This is a genomic window from Kitasatospora sp. GAS1066B, assembly GCF_041262605.1.
Lineage (GTDB): Bacteria > Actinomycetota > Actinomycetes > Streptomycetales > Streptomycetaceae > Kitasatospora.
Window position 1 is genome coordinate 91,921 of the sequence record NZ_JBGCCO010000023.1, and the last position, 14,190, is coordinate 106,110.

Consider the following 14,190-nt stretch of genomic DNA (forward strand, 5'->3'; position numbering starts at 1 on the left):
CGGCGCGCGGCCCTGGTGACGACCGGCCATGGATGGCCGGTGCCGTGGCCTGTCCACCGCCCGGCCCGGGCACCAGCATCGAAGTGCCCGGTCAGCGGCGCCCGACGCCGCGTCGATCCGCGCGGGGGCCATGACCTCCCGTGCCCGTCCGGGCGCCATCACCTCCCATGGACGAAGGAGTCCGATGAAGTCCCTACGTCTGACCGCCGTCAGCGCGACACTGCTGCTCGCCGCCCTGGCCGGCATCGGCCCGGCGAACGCGGACACGCCGGCTGCGGCCGGCATCCTGCAGACCGGCGCCCAGCAGGGCGTCGGCGACGGATACCCCGGCGTGATCGGCCTGGTCCGCCAGGGCGACACCACCCAGTACGTGCACGCGGGCACCGGCAACCTCGCCACCGGCGTGCCCGCCGACCCGAAGGCGCAGTTCCGGATCGGCAGCAACACCAAGGCGTTCACCTCCACCGTGCTGCTCCAGCTGGAGGCCGAACACCGGCTCTCGCTGGACGACACGGTCGCCAAGTGGCTGCCGGGGGCGGTCAACGCCAACGGCTACGACGGCACGAAGATCACCATCCGCGAGCTGCTCAACCACACATCGGGCCTGCCCGACTACTTCGGCAGCGTGCAGGTGTCCGGCCCCTACGCCCTGGACCTCAACCCGAACCAGGCCTGGACGCCGCAGTCGCTGGTGGACATCGCGCTGGCCTCGCGGCAGCCGAACGCCGCGCCGGGCCAGAAGTGGAGCTACGCCAACACCAACTACGTGCTGGCGGGCATGGTGATCACCGCCGTCACCGGCAACAGCCCGGCCACCGAGATCCAGAACCGGATCATCGGCCCCCTCGGTCTGACCAACACCACCTTCCCGACCAGCGACCCCAACCTGTACGGCAACTACCTGCACGGCTACGTGCACCCCGTGACCTTCTACACCAACGACGTCACGGTCTCCGACGTCCAGACCTTCGGCTCGGCGGGGGCGATGGTGTCGACCCTGGACGACCTCACCGCCTTCGGCCGGGCGCTGCTGACCGGGAAGCTGCTGCCACCCGCCCAGGAGGCCGAGCTCAAGACCACGGTGCCCGTGGACAGCACCGGAACCGCGGGCTACGGCCTGGGCCTCGAGCACGTCCAGCTGCCCTGCGGCCAGTGGGCCTGGGGGCACAACGGTGCCGTACTCGGCTTCTACAGCACCTGGTTGAGCAGCGACGACGGCACCAAGCAGGTCGCCCACGCCAACAACGAGTTCCACCTGCTCACGGGCACGGCCGGCCAGACCGACACCGGCACTGCCCTGGAAAACGCCTACTGCGCGCTCTGACCTCCTCACCGATACTCCGAAAGGACCCCCGATGACGACACTCCCCACCCGCTGGCGCCGGCACGCGACCACGACCGCCGTCGCCGCGGCCATGGCCCTGACCGCGCTGCTCGGCAGCTCGCCCGCGCCCGCCCACGCGGACACCGTCCCGGTGACCTTCACCAACGGCTTCGGCCTGACCCAGGTCGGCGCCCCCGAGGTGCACTCGAGCACCGACTTCACGATCACGGTGACCACCGCGCAGCTCTCCGGCACCCACAAGATCCGCATCTTCCTCCCGCAGGGCTACGCGGCGAACCCCACCGAGCGCTGGCCGGTGACGTACTTCCTGCACGGCGGCGGGGGCACCGTGGACGACGCGGCGGCCGCGCCCGCCCTGCACTCGGACTCGATGATCACGGTGGTGCCGGACGGCGGTCTGAAGGGCTGGTACGCCGACTGGGCCATGCAGAACACCGCGCTGGGCGCGGCGAACTGGCAGACCTTCCACACCACCCAGGTCGTCCCGTTCATCGACGCCAACCTGCGCACCATCGCCGACCGGGCCCACCGGGCCGTGGTCGGCCTGTCGATGGGCGGGTACGGCGCGCTGCACTACGCCGAGGCCCGTCCTGACCTGTTCGGGCACACCGCCTCGCTGTCCGGTGGCATCGACTTCGGCATGCCGGAGGTCCGCGCGGCGGTCCTGGCCACGGAACTCAACCTCACCGGCGCCTGGTGCGCCGTGAGCACCTCCGGCACCGGCCAGTGCACCGGTTACGGGCCCTACGTCGACAGTGACGCGATCTTCGGCTCGCCTTACCCGGTCTTCAACGCGGACCACAAGTGGAACGAGCTCAACCCCGCCGACCCCGCGAACCTGGCCAAGCTCGCCGGCACCGACGTCACCCTCTACACCGGCAACCAGGGCCTCATCGACCACTACACCGAGATCGCCTCCAACACGGTCAAGGCCCGCCTGGACCAGCTCGGCATCCCCAGCCGCTACGTCGACTACGGCAACGGCTCGTCGCTCTCGCCCAACTGCGACGGCGGCCACGACTACGGCTGCTGGGCCGCCGCCTTCGCCGACTACCTGCCGCACCTCGCGGCCTCGTTCGCCGCGGCCGGCTGAGCCACCGACCGTCGAACCACGACCGTCGAACCACCGCGGGTCGGACCACTGCGGGTCGCACCACCGCCGGTCGTTTGCAAGCACTTTGACGGTGTGTTCGTCACCGCGGTGTGCGGTGCGCGGAACGTACCTCGCACAGGGAGATTGACGCTGTATGAGCTGGCCGGATTCAGGGTTACCGCAGGAGCCGCCACCGGGTGCGGGCCAGGTGTGGGGCCCGCCGCCACCGCCGCCACCGTGGCCGCCCGCGCCGCACGTCCCACCCGTCCCGCCGGCGGGCCGGCCGACCCGACGCCGTAAGCGCCGGCTGCTGCTGGCCGGGACGCTCGCGCTGGCGCTGCTGGTCGCGCTGGCCGCCTGGCTGTCCTCGGCTCAACCGACGCGGCCGACCGCCCAGCCCGTGCCGCGGACCGCGCTGGACCAGGCACCGTTCGCGGCCGCCCTCGCCGCCCTGGCCGGCGCCCCCGAAGTGCGCTACCAGGACAGCGAACCCGGTGTCGGTGCCGTGGACGCCCGGGTCACCGCGAACGGCGAGGTGGTCGGCACGATCACCTCGGACGGGGCGTCGTACGGACTCCTGCGGGTGGACGGCAAGGTCTACGTCAAACCGCCGGATTCCGGCCTGCCGAACGCCACGAACGCCGCGCAGACCGCGGCGCTCAAGGGCCGGTGGATGACCGGCCGCGACATCGACGATCTGCTGGGCACCGTCCCGGCGCGGCTGCTCTCCCCGGCCGAGTTGTCGCTGCGACTGGACAACGCCCTGCTCGCCGGCCGGTCGGTCCCGCCCGCGAACGACCCCGGCACGGTGCTCGACGGCATCCCGGTGCTGTCGGCGAACACCTCGCTCGGCGTCCTCTCCGTCACCCGGGACGCGCCCTACCGCATCGTGCGCCTGGCCCCGACGGCCGGCGGCGCCGCCTCGCCGCTCGCGCTGGGCCCACCACCAGCGGGCAGCGTCGCGGTCGCCGCCTACCACCCGGGCGGCGCGGCCGCGCTCGGCAGTGCGGCAAGCCTCGCGAGCGCCCCGGACCTGCCGGGCACGAACTTCCCGGCCGAGCAGCCGGGCGATGCCCAGAACACCTACCAGGGCCTGGTGAACGACACCAAGTCACTGGCCGACGCCGTCGACAGCGACCTGCAGTTCAACCTCCAGGGCAACGGTCAGCTCTCCTGCAGCGACGCCGGCTGCCAGGTGACCGTCAGCGTCTCCAACACGATCAGCGCCACCGGCGCGGGCTCGACCGTCGTCGGCGGCAACATCGCCGCGGAGCTGACCGCGACGATCACCGTCGAAGGCCGGCCCGCCCCCGGCTGTACCGGCCAGGGGAGCCTGCCGCTCAACGGCACCGGCACGATGAGCTGCAGCGCCGGCGGGGCCGGCGCGGTGGTGGCCTCCGTCGAGGCGCAGAAGAAGGCGGCGGCCGAGGCGCAGTCGCGAGCCGAGGGCGGCGTCTCCGTCCCCTACTACGTCAACTACGCCGGCGAGTACTACGTGTACGCCACCGCGCAGGTCGACGTCGCGAAGCTCGTCCAGGACGAGAACCAGGAGGCCGCCGACCAGCAGCGCCCCTGCCCCACCGCCGCGCCGGGCACCAGCGCGAGCAGCTTCACATTCGACGGGCGCACCGGGATCCGCGTCACACCGGTCTCGGCCAGGGGCACGGGCACGGTCACGGCCGCTGCTGACAGCACCGCGCCGATACCCCAGGTCGACAACCCCGATCTGCAGAACATCATCAAGGCCCTCTATCATGGCGTCGACCAACCGGGGAGCAAGCAGATCGGCGACGGATCGGCGTTCGCGGCCGCGAGCCACGAGGCCAACGGCGGCCCACTCGTCAACGGGAAGCAGCACGCGCTGAACAGCGTCCCCCAGCTCCGCTCGGCGCTCGCGAGGTGGCTTACCACCGATTCCGTCAAGAAGCCGGGCCAGAAGCGGGTCCCGGTGGTGAAGAGCGCCCGGGATGTGAAGGTGGCCAACACACTGCTCAAGGCCGCCGACGACGCCCTGGCCGGCAAGTACAACGGCTATCAGAACTACCCCGGGCTGGGAGACTGCTGATGTACCCAGGTGAACGGCTGATCGAGGAGATGGCCGGCCGATTCCCCAACGTCGGGGAGTCCTACGCATGCCATCTCGAGAACTACTCCGGGGAGTTGCTGCCGCATCTGTTCCTGTGGGACCTCATCGGGGAGATCGTCGAAGCCTTGCTGAACGACGCCGACTGGCGCGCCGCCTGGGGGCCGGTGCTGGAGTTCCTGGAGGCCCGCTCCACGCAGGGCGACCCGGAGGACGACGACGTCATCGACGGCTCGTTCCTGTTGAGCCTGCCGTTCCCCGCCAGCCCCGGATACGCGATCGTCGGCCAGCTCGGCCCCTCGCTCGCCAAGCGCTTCGCTCAGCTCCGTCCATCCGGCTGAATCCACGTCACGCACGCTGTGAGGCGCGTCACCGTGGCGGGCTGTCACGATCCGCCGCCGCGCGGTGTCTCAACGGGCGTCCAGAGCAGAGGGACTCGACAGAGGAGGACGACAACCATGGAAACCATGACGGTCGAACGCACCATCCACGCCCCGATCGACGACGTGTTCGCCTGGCTCACCACGACCACCAACTACACGACCTCGCCCCTGGTGCTGCGCTGCCGCCTGACCCGGCGCGGCCAGGGCGCGCCCTACGGTGTCGGCGCGGTGCGCAGCCACCTGTGGCTGATCGGCTGGTTCCGGGAGCGCATCACCCACTACGACCCGCCGTACGCCACCGAGTACGTCGTCGACCGCAGCCTGCCGCCGTCCCGGCACGAACTGGGACGCATGACCTTCACGGAGGTCGACGGCGGCACCCGGGTCCGCTGGACCACCCGCGCCGAGATCAGCGTCCCGCTGCTCGGTGCCGCGCTCACCCGGCTCGTCGCGCGCCCGATCATCACCCACACCTTCGCCAACATCCTCGCCGCCGCCGACACCGCGCTCGCCGGGCTCCCCCGCTCGACGCCGAGCGGTCCCGCCGCTCATGCGCCGACGGGCGCGGACGAGGCCCGATGACCGAGCCGGCGAGGCTCAGGTTCCGGTATCGGCGGCGGCGTTGGCGAAGCGGCGGGCCAACTGGGCGAAGGCGTCCTTGAGTTCGGCCGGCCCGATCACCTCGAGGTCGGCGTCGAACCCGCCGATGGCGGCGGCCAGGCCGGGCCACGACCACGAGCCCAGCACGACCCGGCAGCGGTGCGGGCCGAGTTCCTCGACGATCGCCTCGCGGGTGTAGCGCAGCACGACGGCGGCGGGCAGGTCGAGGATCACCTCACCACGGCACGGCCAGCCGCCGGCGCCGTCGGAACCCTGGAACCTGCTGGTCACGAAGGCGGCCACGTCTCCCCCGGGCAGCACGCGCGGGGTGAAGCGGGGCCCCGTGGGGGTGCGCGGGGTGATCCGGTCGGCGCGGAAGGTGCGCCAGTCCGCGCGGTCGAGGTCCCAGGCGAGGAGGTACCAGCGCCCGCCCCAGGTGACGAGGTGGTGCGGCTGCACCCGGCGGGGCGCCGTCTCGGCGCGGTCGCCGTCGCTGTAGCCGGCGGTGTAGTCGAAGCGCAGCACTTCGCGGGCGTGCACGGCGGCGCTGAGCGCCATGAGCACGCTGCTCTCGACCTGCGGGTTCGGCCGCGTCGCGGGTCGCTCGACCGCGGTGACCTGGAGGGTGTCGATGCGGTGGCGCAGCCGGGCGGGCATGACCTGCCGGACGGTGTTCAGCGCACGTACCGCGGCCTCCTCGATGCCGGCACCGCTGGTGGTGGCGAGCTGGAGGGCGACGGCGAGGGCGACGGCCTGCTCGTCGTCGAAGAGCAGCGGGGGCAACTGCGTGCCGGCATCGAGCCGGTAGCCGCCGTCGGGTCCTTTGGTCGCCGCGATCGGGTAGCCGAGCTCGCGCAGGCGGTCGACATCGCGGCGCACGGTGCGCGGGCTGACGTCCAACCGCTCGGCCAGCAGCGCCCCCGGCCAGTCCCGGCGCGCCTGGAGCAGTGAGAGCAGCGACAGCAGCCGCGCTGAGGTTTTCGGCATGACTCCCATGGTGCCCCGAGAAGCGGTCACAACCTGGCCGCTTCCCCTGCGACCGTGGTCACGCCGGCCCCGCCGGAGAAGCTGATTTTCGAGAGGCAAGGAGCCGATCATGTCCGTCAACGCCGTGACCCACCTGAACTACCGAGGTGACGCCCGCGCGGCACTCACCTTCTACCAGTCCGTGTTCGGCGGGGACCTGGTCCTGGTCACGTACAAGGACGCCGGCAACGTCCAGGAGCCGTCCGAAGCGGACCAGGTGATGTGGGGTCAGGTGGCCGCCGCCAGTGGCTTCCGCGTGATGGCCTACGACGTGCCGGCCCGGATGCCCTGGCAGCAGGGCGAGAACGCGTTCTTCGTCTCGCTGCGCGGCGAGACGACCGAGGAGGTCACCGGGTACTGGGAGAAGCTCGCCGCAGGCGCCACCGTCCTGCAGCCGCTGGAGCCCGCACAGTGGGCGCCCCTCTACGGCATGCTGCAGGACCGGTTCGGCGTCACCTGGGTCGTGGACGTCGTCAGCGGCTACGACGCGCCCTGACCGCCCCACCCCGGGGCGGCCTGTGCCGCCCCGGGGTTCGGCGCCCTGACCGTGCGACCCGAAGACGAGGACGGACTTGTGACGACCCGCACGCCGGACCGGACCGGAATCCAGGCCGGCCCCGGCCGCCTGGGCACCAGGACGGCATGACCCCGATGACCGTTCTCGACACCCGGACGCTCAACCGCGCGACGCTGGCCCGGCAGTTGCTGCTCGATCGCGCCGACCTGCCGGTCCTCGACGCCGTCGCGCACCTCGGCGGCCTACAGGCGCAGGAGCCGCAGGAACCGTTCGTCGGACTCTGGTCGCGGCTGCGCTCTTTCGACCCGGCCGCGCTCTCGGACCTGCTGACCGGGCGCGGCGTGGTGCGCACCCACCTCATGCGCCGCACCGTCCATCTCCTCGCCACCGACGACGCCCTGGCCTGGCGAGCCCGCCACGACACGATGCTGCGCCAACGGGTCCTGGGGACCTACCACCGCGAGCTCGCGGGGATCGACCTCGACGAACTCGCGGCGGCGGGCCGGGCGGTGATGGCCGACGGCGAGCCCCGCTCGATGACCGAGCTCACCCGCGCGCTCGGTCAGCGCTGGCCGGAACCGGCACCGCGGGCCCTGGGCGAGATGCTGGTCGCCGCCCTCGTCCCCATGGCGCAGCTGCCACCGCGCGGGCTGTGGCGCACGAAGGCGGGAGTACGCAACGTGCTGCTCTCCGCCTGGCTGGGACGCGAGATCGACCCGCTGTCCCCGGACGGCGCCGATCCCGTCGGCCAGGCGCTGGTACGGCGCTATCTGGCCGCGTTCGGCCCCGCAGCCTCGGCCGACCTGCGCGCCTGGTGCGGCCTGGCCGGGCTGCCGGCCGCAGTGGCCGCGATCCGCGAGGAACTCATCACCTTCCGCGACGAGCGCGGCCGGGAACTGCTCGACCTCCCGGACGCGCCGCGCCCCGACCCCGACACACCCGCCCCGGTACGGTTCCTGCCCGCCTTCGACAACGCGATCCTCGGCTACCACGACCGCAGCCGGATCATCGACGACACCCACCGCGGCCTGTCGGTCGCCGGCGAACGCGTCGTCCTGGTCGACGGCCGGGTCGCGGCAACCTGGACCGTCGCAGCGGGCACCGTGACCGTCACCCCGCTGCGCCGCCTCTCGCGAGGCGAGCACACCACCGTCGCCGAACAGGGGCAGGAGCTGGCGTCGTTCCTCTCCGACGACGAGAGCCACCGGGTCCGGGTCGCCGAGCCTCCTCGGTGAACGGCACACCTGATGGTTCCGGGAATGCCGTTCAGCTGAGGGCCTGCCCCCCGATGGAATACCAGTACGTCATGTGATTGACGCTTCCGGTTACGCTGATCCTGATGCTGTCTCCCCTTTTCACGAGGAGCGTGCCGCATTGACGGGGACCGATTTCGGCGTGCCTGATCTGGGCCAGGTGGCCGGCTTCCAGGATCAGAGTCCCCTGGTATGTCGAATTTCCGATGTTGTTGCCGACCAGGAACCCGTCAGAAGGTGCGGTCCTCTCGTAGGGGACCGTCGTGGTGATGATGCTCCCAGACCTGGAGAACAGCGAGCTGCTCGCGCTCGGGTGCACCTCCCCGATCACCCTGTCGACATTGAGATTCCCGATGACCCTGCCGTGCACGGTCAAGTTGCCGATCTCCAGGTCGGGTTTGATGACGGTGACCTGGGCGGAGAGGATCCGCACGACCGGATTGGTGGGGTCGCCGGTGGTGGCGCGGAGGTAGAAGGTGGTGTCGGACTTGATGCCTTCGATGGGCAGGCTGGTGCGGTTGGTGACATCCCGGTCGAAGCCCGGGTACAGGAGTTCATAGGTGGCGTTGGCGGAGCGCTCCCAAGTCAGCTCGACGTCGCCGCCGTTGGGGATGATGGACGGAGTGCACAGGAAGTTCCGCAGGTAGAAGTCGGCCGGGAACTTACCGAGGTTGAAGACCGTGGGCCGGTTCTGGAAGGCGGAGTTCCCGGTGCGGGAGCGCTCCGTGACGGTGACCGGGGCGGTACCGACCTTGCGGTTGATCGGGATGTCGGACAGCTGGATGGTGAACCCGGTGTCCGGGCCGATCGTGCCGTAGTTCCCAGTGGGCTCGCAGACGAACTCCTTGGCCGCGGAGTCGAGTCGGACGGTCCAACTCTCTAGGCTGATCCGCGGGCTGACCTTCGCCAGATCAGTGGCCAGGTCCGGCGCCATCACGCCCGCCGGGACCTTCACCTTGATCCACTCGACATCCGCCGGAGTACCGCTCTGCCGGGCCACGGAGATGACCAACTCCCCCATCTCTTCGGGGGCCTGCGGGTTCTCCGGCGACGCCTTCAACGGGCTGGGCGTGGTGGTGATCTGATACGACAGCAGCGAATCATCGGCGGCGGTATCGGCGTCCTTGGTCTGGATCACGACGGTCACGGGCTTTCCTTCGGATTCTTGGGCGCGGCGGCCCGTGCTGGAGCGGTGCGGGGCGGCGGGGGTTACTGCGGTATTGGAATACTGCGATCAGGGCTGTGGAATTGGCAGGGGGACGCCACCGAAAGAGAACCAGTAGACCGTTCCCGCAAAGGCCGGACCGGTGATGGAAATATTGTCACCCTTGCGGACGGGAACAACAATCCGCTTCTGATTGATGAAATCGTTCCCGTATTCCCCTCCGGCAATCAATCCATTACCGTGCGGAGCGACGTAGAAGCGCATCTCAGAACTGGACACAAAGAACCAGAGGAGGCCGTCACTCGGCGCCGTCGCGGAAATCGACGTTGCTTGGTGGGTCACGGTGAGCAGCTGCGCCGTATGGAAGAGCTGGGCGGGTCCCTTGACGGTGAGTTCCCCGTTGACGGTGAGGTTGCCGATGTCGAGGTCGGGTTTGATGACGCTGACCTGGGTGGAGAGGATCCGCACGACGGGGTTCGTCGGGTCGCCGGTGGTGGCGCGGAGGTAGAAGGTGGTGTCGGACTTGATACCTTCGATGGGCAGGCTGGTGCGGTTGGTGACGTCCCGGTCGAAGCCCGGGTACAGCAGTTCGTAGGTGGCGTTCGCGGAGCGTTCCCAGCTCAGCAGGACGTCACCGCCGTTGGGGATGATGGACGGTTCGCAGAGCAAGTTCCGCAGGTAGAAGTCGGCCGGGAACTTGCCGACGTTGAAGACGGTGGGCCGGTTCTGGAAGGCGGAGTTCCCGGTGCGGGAGCGCTCCGTGACGGTGACCGGGGCGGTACCGACCTTGCGACTGATCGGGATGTCGGAGAGCTGGATGGTGAACCCGGAGTCCGGGCCGATCGGCGCGTGGCTCCCGGCGGGCTCGCAGACGAACTCCTTGGCGGCAGCGTCCAGCCGCACGGTCCAGCCGTCGAGGCTGATCCGCGGGCTGATCTTCGCCAAGTCAGTAGCGAGGTCCGGCGCCATCGTCCCGGCCGGGACCTTCACCTTGATCCACTCGACATCAGCCGGGGTGCCACTCTGCCGAGCCACGGAGATGACCAACTCCCCGATCTCCTCCGGGACCTGCGGATTCTCCGGCGATGCCTTCAACGGGTTCGGTTCGGTGGTGATCTGATACGACAGCAGCGGATCGTCGGCGGCGGTTCCGGTGCCCTGGCTCTGGATCACAACGGTCACGGAGGCTCCTTGGGCTTCGCGGGCGGGCCGCGCCGCCCCGAGGCAGGGCGGCGCGGAGTGGTGAGGGTGCGTCAGTGCTCGGCGCGGCTGTGCGCGGCCGCGTCGTCAAGGGAGAGGAACCCGGAGCGGATCTCGGGTTCGGCCAGCGGGAGGTCGTACTGGTCCTGACTCAGGATCGGCAGCTTCGCCCAACTGCCGCGCCGGTTCTCGGACCACGTCCAGCTGCCGAGGACGCCGTTCGGCGTCGGCATCAGCACGGTCTCCTCGCTCTCGCCCTGCGGCCCGCGCAGGGCGGTGGTGGCGGCCAGCAGCGGGCCGGTGCGGAAGTTGACCGTCATCCGGGCGATCGCCGTGTCGGTGAACTCCTGCGGGACGAAGACCGTTTTTGTGGCGAGGATGTCGGTGGTGGCGTGGACGGCGGCACGCGGGTCCAGCAGCACGGTGGCGACGGCGCTGCTGTGGTCGGCGAAGTCCAGTTCCAGGCTGGGCTTTTCGCCGATCGGCCGCAGGTAGTTCCCGGCGCCGGCGGCCGGATCGACGACCGTCTCGAAGTGCTCGTAGTCGTCGTCGAGGACGTACCCGACGAGTCCGTCGTCGCTCTGCTGCGCCTCGCCGAGCCGGATCGCCCAGGGGTAGTGGGGCAGTTCGGGGGTGGGCGGGTCGAGGAGGTGCTGCCAGCTGACGTCGGTGCGCAGCGGGCCGCGCAGGTTCATGGTGAGGCGGGTGCGGACCAGGGCGAGGGGCCGGCCGAGGAGGAAGCCGAGGCCGGGGTCGGCGGGGCCGGCGGGGTCGATGGTCTGCAGGGTGCGGTCGAGGGTGGCGCGGAAGGCGTCGAAGGTCTGCGGGCCACGGGTCTTGACGGCGTTCAGCAGCCGGTAGGTGTGCCGGCTGAGTGCCTCCAACTGCTCGAAGCGGGTCACGTCGGAGCCGGGCAGGGCGCTCCAGGAGACCTCCCGCTGGCCACCGCCGCTCAGGGTGACGCGCAGTTCCCCGAGCGCGACCCCGTCGGGGCTGTACACGACGAGGGACTTGTCGAGCCGGTTGTGCAGCAGCCAGGCGCAGACGGGGTTGGTGCCTGGGGTCAGGTCGGTGTCGTCGTCGGTGGTGGCGGCGAGGAAGTCGAAGCGCAGTCGGGCCGGCTGGAGCAGGCGGGGGCCGAGCTCGACCAGGCGGTCGCTGTCGTACTCGCTGACGGGGTGGGCCGGACGCATGGTGTCGGGCATCTCGGGCTGGGAGTGGATGACGTTGACGGAGCGTCCGAAGCGGTCGACGACGGCCAGGTTGAGGAAGGCGAGCTGGCCGGCCCGCAGTTCCTGGAAGGTGGACGCGGGCCAGGGGTCCCAGTCGCTGGCGGGCAGGTCGCCGGGGTCCGGCGGCGGGTAGTCGCCGTTGCCGACCAGGTCCGCGATGGCGCCGGTGGGCTGGAGGCCGGCGAGCGGCCGGCGTTGCGCGATGGCGGCGCCGAAACCGTCGAGGGTCTGGGACAGGTAGTCGGCCTCACGGGCCTGGGCCCGGACCTGGCGCACGGCCTCGGCGGGCAGCTGGTCGCGCACCCGGGCGTAGCTCTGCAGCGTGCCGTCGATGATGTGCCCGGCGGAGGGGGCGAGCATCTGGCGACCGGAGATGACCAGCGAGGTGCCGGGCTCGCCGGTGCCCCGCCACTGGTAGCGGGAGCCCTCGATGAAGTCCCAGTGCGGCCCGTCGCCGTCGCGGAACGGCAGCGGGAAGTACTCGGCCTTCCAGAGCAGGTACAGCGGCTGCCACGGCATCGCCCACGGTGCGGTGCCGTACTCGGGCAGGGTGCCGGTGACGTCCCGGATCGCGCCGCTCTGCAGGGCACGGTCGAGGATCAGGAACTCGCTGAGCAGCGCGGGGAAGCACGGCGGCTGCTGGCCGGTGAGGTCGAGCTGGGCTGCGGTGGCCGCCACGTCGGCGGTGGTGATGCCGGAGGCGCGGGTGACGGCCCGTTCGGGCGTGCGGCAGGGCAGGGCGGTGTCGCGGGTGAGCGGCGCGTGCAGGTTCGCGCCCTCCAGGGTGAGGACCGGGTCGGCGCTGTACTCGAAGTCCTCGGCGGGCACCCGGATGAGGCGGCGGGCGGCGCGGGCGCCGTAGGCGGGGTACAGGACGTCGATCCGCGCCGCCAGTTCCGCTTCGCCCTTGCCCCAGGGGAGTTCGGCGCGCTGCTCGGCCAGGCGGCGGGCAAGGGCGACGACGCGACCGGCCGCGCCGGTCGCGACGCTCGGGTCGAGCTCGTCGTCGATGGTGCTGTTGAACTCGTCGGACCGGCGCTCCAGGCGGCTGAGCCACCACAGGTGGTAGAGGTGTTCGCAGGCCGCGTCGAGGGCGGCTTCGGTGGCGTCGTGTGCGGCCTGGCGGCCGTTGAGCTCGGCGACGGTCTCGGCCTCCGCCGCCCGGGCGGAGCGGGAGACGGTGCGGCCGGTCTCCTCGCCGCGTTCGCCGATGAACCAGCGGTACCCGCCGGGCACGGGGCCGAAGGCGGTGTCGTGGGCGCGGCGGTCGGTGAGGAGGTCGGCCTCGGGCCGGTCGCGCTCTTCCAGGGCGTCGATGCCGCCGAGCAGGAAGGCCCGGAACAGCTCGGCGTCCTCGGCGGAGAGCGCTCCCTGGCCGGCGGCTTGGGCGCCGAGTTCCGCGACGGCCTCGGCGATGCTGTTGGACACGATCGGGGTGACGTCGGCGGGCCTGGGGCAGGGCGAGTCCGGCACGGGGCCGGCCAGGTCCCAGTCCAGGCCGAGGACCGTCCCGGAGTAGACGGAGCTGCGGATGCCGCTGCCGGAGCCGACCGGCGGTGTCCACTCCAGGCGCTCCAGCAGCGCGGCGAGGTCGTCGGTGCCGGCGAGGATGTCGCTGTCCGGCTGGGCGTACCAGCCGGCCACGAAGTAGCTCAGCCGCTCCTGCTCGGGCAGTTCGCCGCCCGGTGCGTCGAGCAGGGTGTCGTGCAGGGAGAAGACGTTGCTGTTGTAGGGCTGGAAGACGGAGAAGGTCAGCAGGCCCGGGCCGATCGCGGTGAGGAACGGTGCGTGGCGGTCGGCGGGTTCGCGCCAGGGGCCGGTGAGTTCGTGGCACTTGCCGATCAGCGTCGCTGACGGTTCGTCACTGTCGGGGTCCTGGAAGGAGACGGTGCCGTCCATCGGGTCGAGGTAGTCGCTCTCGACGATCCAGGCCTTCAGCCTGCGGGCACCGGTGGCATGGCGCACGACGAGCCACCGGTTGGGCACCAGCGGGAACTCGCCGACGCCCTCCTCCTCGTCGTGGCGGCCCCGGGTGAGGGCGGCGGGCAGCTCCCACTGGAGGTAGACGCCGAGCCGGCTCTCCTTGCCGGTCCACTCCTCGGGACTGGAGAACGGCGCGGGCTCCGCCGGGACGCCCTCGCCGACGTTCTTGAAGTTCGTGATCCAGCGGTGGAAGACGTGCGGGGTACCGGTGTCGCGGGTGGCCCGGTTGACGGCGAGGGCCGCCACCTCGACCGGCACGATGAGGGTGTTGTCCACGGACATGGCCCGGGTCCTTTCGAGAACTGCGCGG

At 71.1% G+C, this 14,190-nt stretch carries 11 protein-coding genes; 7 read left to right on the forward strand and 4 right to left on the reverse strand.

Annotation, left to right across the window (positions count from 1 at the left end; all coding sequences use genetic code 11):
* Positions 1 to 184: 184 nt before the first annotated feature.
* From ABH937_RS24960 to ABH937_RS24980, 5 genes are all read left to right on the forward strand, one after another.
* The gene (locus ABH937_RS24960) at positions 185 to 1,324 is read left to right on the forward strand and encodes a serine hydrolase domain-containing protein (RefSeq protein WP_370219533.1); all 1,140 of its coding nucleotides are present in this window, start codon (positions 185 to 187) and stop codon (positions 1,322 to 1,324) included.
* A 31-nt stretch (positions 1,325 to 1,355) separates the two neighbouring features.
* On the forward strand, positions 1,356 to 2,438 hold the full coding sequence (locus tag ABH937_RS24965) for an alpha/beta hydrolase (RefSeq protein ID WP_370219534.1): 1,083 nt from the start codon (positions 1,356 to 1,358) through the stop codon (positions 2,436 to 2,438).
* A gap of 154 nt (positions 2,439 to 2,592) precedes the next feature.
* Entirely contained in the window at positions 2,593 to 4,503 is a 1,911-nt protein-coding gene (locus ABH937_RS24970; RefSeq protein ID WP_370219535.1) for a hypothetical protein, read from the forward strand.
* Entirely contained in the window at positions 4,503 to 4,862 is a 360-nt protein-coding gene (locus ABH937_RS24975; protein ID WP_280689464.1) for a hypothetical protein, read from the forward strand. Before ABH937_RS24970 ends, ABH937_RS24975 begins: the two co-directional genes overlap by 1 nt.
* 117 nt (positions 4,863 to 4,979) lie before the next feature.
* Positions 4,980 to 5,486, forward strand: coding sequence for an SRPBCC family protein (locus ABH937_RS24980; RefSeq protein WP_370219536.1), 507 nt, complete (start codon positions 4,980 to 4,982; stop codon positions 5,484 to 5,486).
* A 15-nt stretch (positions 5,487 to 5,501) separates the two neighbouring features.
* Here ABH937_RS24980 and ABH937_RS24985 read toward each other — a convergent pair whose 3' ends face one another.
* A complete protein-coding gene (locus ABH937_RS24985) occupies positions 5,502 to 6,491 on the reverse strand; it encodes a YafY family protein (RefSeq protein WP_280689462.1) in 990 nt (329 codons plus the stop codon).
* A 109-nt stretch (positions 6,492 to 6,600) separates the two neighbouring features.
* Between ABH937_RS24985 and ABH937_RS24990 the strand changes: the two genes are divergently transcribed.
* Entirely contained in the window at positions 6,601 to 7,026 is a 426-nt protein-coding gene (locus tag ABH937_RS24990) for a VOC family protein (RefSeq protein WP_280689461.1), read from the forward strand.
* 155 nt (positions 7,027 to 7,181) lie between these two features.
* Positions 7,182 to 8,282, forward strand: a complete 1,101-nt coding sequence (locus tag ABH937_RS24995; protein ID WP_280689550.1) for a winged helix DNA-binding domain-containing protein — start codon at positions 7,182 to 7,184, stop codon at positions 8,280 to 8,282.
* A gap of 31 nt (positions 8,283 to 8,313) precedes the next feature.
* Here ABH937_RS24995 and ABH937_RS25000 read toward each other — a convergent pair whose 3' ends face one another.
* From ABH937_RS25000 to ABH937_RS25010, 3 genes are all read right to left on the reverse strand, one after another.
* A complete protein-coding gene (locus ABH937_RS25000; RefSeq protein WP_370219537.1) occupies positions 8,314 to 9,447 on the reverse strand; it encodes a hypothetical protein in 1,134 nt (377 codons plus the stop codon).
* Positions 9,448 to 9,534: 87 nt separating this feature from the next.
* A complete protein-coding gene (locus ABH937_RS25005) occupies positions 9,535 to 10,647 on the reverse strand; it encodes a hypothetical protein (RefSeq protein ID WP_370219538.1) in 1,113 nt (370 codons plus the stop codon).
* Positions 10,648 to 10,718: 71 nt separating this feature from the next.
* Positions 10,719 to 14,162 carry a hypothetical protein gene (locus ABH937_RS25010; protein ID WP_370219539.1) on the reverse strand — a complete coding sequence of 1,148 codons (3,444 nt, stop codon included), beginning with the start codon at positions 14,160 to 14,162 and terminating at the stop codon, positions 10,719 to 10,721.
* Between the last annotated feature and the right edge of the window lie 28 nt (positions 14,163 to 14,190).

Coding starts and splice junctions, on each gene's coding strand:
- ABH937_RS24960 (WP_370219533.1), top strand. CDS start 185: ATGAAGTCCCTACGTCTGACCGCCGTCAGCGCGACACTGCTGCTCGCC.
- ABH937_RS24965 (WP_370219534.1), top strand. CDS start 1,356: ATGACGACACTCCCCACCCGCTGGCGCCGGCACGCGACCACGACCGCC.
- ABH937_RS24970 (WP_370219535.1), top strand. CDS start 2,593: ATGAGCTGGCCGGATTCAGGGTTACCGCAGGAGCCGCCACCGGGTGCG.
- ABH937_RS24975 (WP_280689464.1), top strand. CDS start 4,503: ATGTACCCAGGTGAACGGCTGATCGAGGAGATGGCCGGCCGATTCCCC.
- ABH937_RS24980 (WP_370219536.1), top strand. CDS start 4,980: ATGGAAACCATGACGGTCGAACGCACCATCCACGCCCCGATCGACGAC.
- ABH937_RS24985 (WP_280689462.1), bottom strand. CDS start 6,491: ATGCCGAAAACCTCAGCGCGGCTGCTGTCGCTGCTCTCACTGCTCCAG.
- ABH937_RS24990 (WP_280689461.1), top strand. CDS start 6,601: ATGTCCGTCAACGCCGTGACCCACCTGAACTACCGAGGTGACGCCCGC.
- ABH937_RS24995 (WP_280689550.1), top strand. CDS start 7,182: ATGACCGTTCTCGACACCCGGACGCTCAACCGCGCGACGCTGGCCCGG.
- ABH937_RS25010 (WP_370219539.1), bottom strand. CDS start 14,162: ATGTCCGTGGACAACACCCTCATCGTGCCGGTCGAGGTGGCGGCCCTC.